Origin of the sequence: Pseudomonas sp. EA_5y_Pfl2_R50 (genome assembly GCF_963970475.1) — a bacterium.
GTDB lineage: Bacteria > Pseudomonadota > Gammaproteobacteria > Pseudomonadales > Pseudomonadaceae > Aquipseudomonas.
Genome location: NZ_CAXAPT010000220.1, coordinates 1 through 336, shown reverse-complemented (window position 1 = coordinate 336; position 336 = coordinate 1). Strand labels below are relative to the sequence as shown.

The 336-nt window shown below is 55.4% G+C and carries 1 protein-coding gene; it reads left to right on the top strand.

The annotated features are described in order from the left end of the window. Positions 1–336, top strand: a 336-nt coding sequence (locus tag AACY19_RS27540) for a DDE-type integrase/transposase/recombinase (protein ID WP_339454657.1), incomplete at both ends; no start/stop codon positions are given.

Sequence of the window (336 nt, the reverse complement as noted above, 5' to 3'; positions counted from 1 at the left end):
TGGTCCCACGCAAACGCGCTTATCACAAGACTACCGACAGCCATCATCGCTTCCGCCGACATCCGAACCGGCTCAAGCCCGGTCCTGACCAAGTCACTGCCACCGGGCCGGAACAGGTCTGGGTGGCAGATATAACCTACTTACCGACCGAGCAAAGCGTCGCTTACGTAAGTCTGGTCACTGATGCGTTTTCGCGAAAAATAGTCGGTCATCATGTGCATGAAAGCCTGCATACCGAGTCAGTCATCCAGGCGATGACGAAAGCTCTTCGACACCGAAGAACCAGTCAGCCGCTGGTACATCACTCAGATCGGGGCTCGCAATACTGCTCTGATC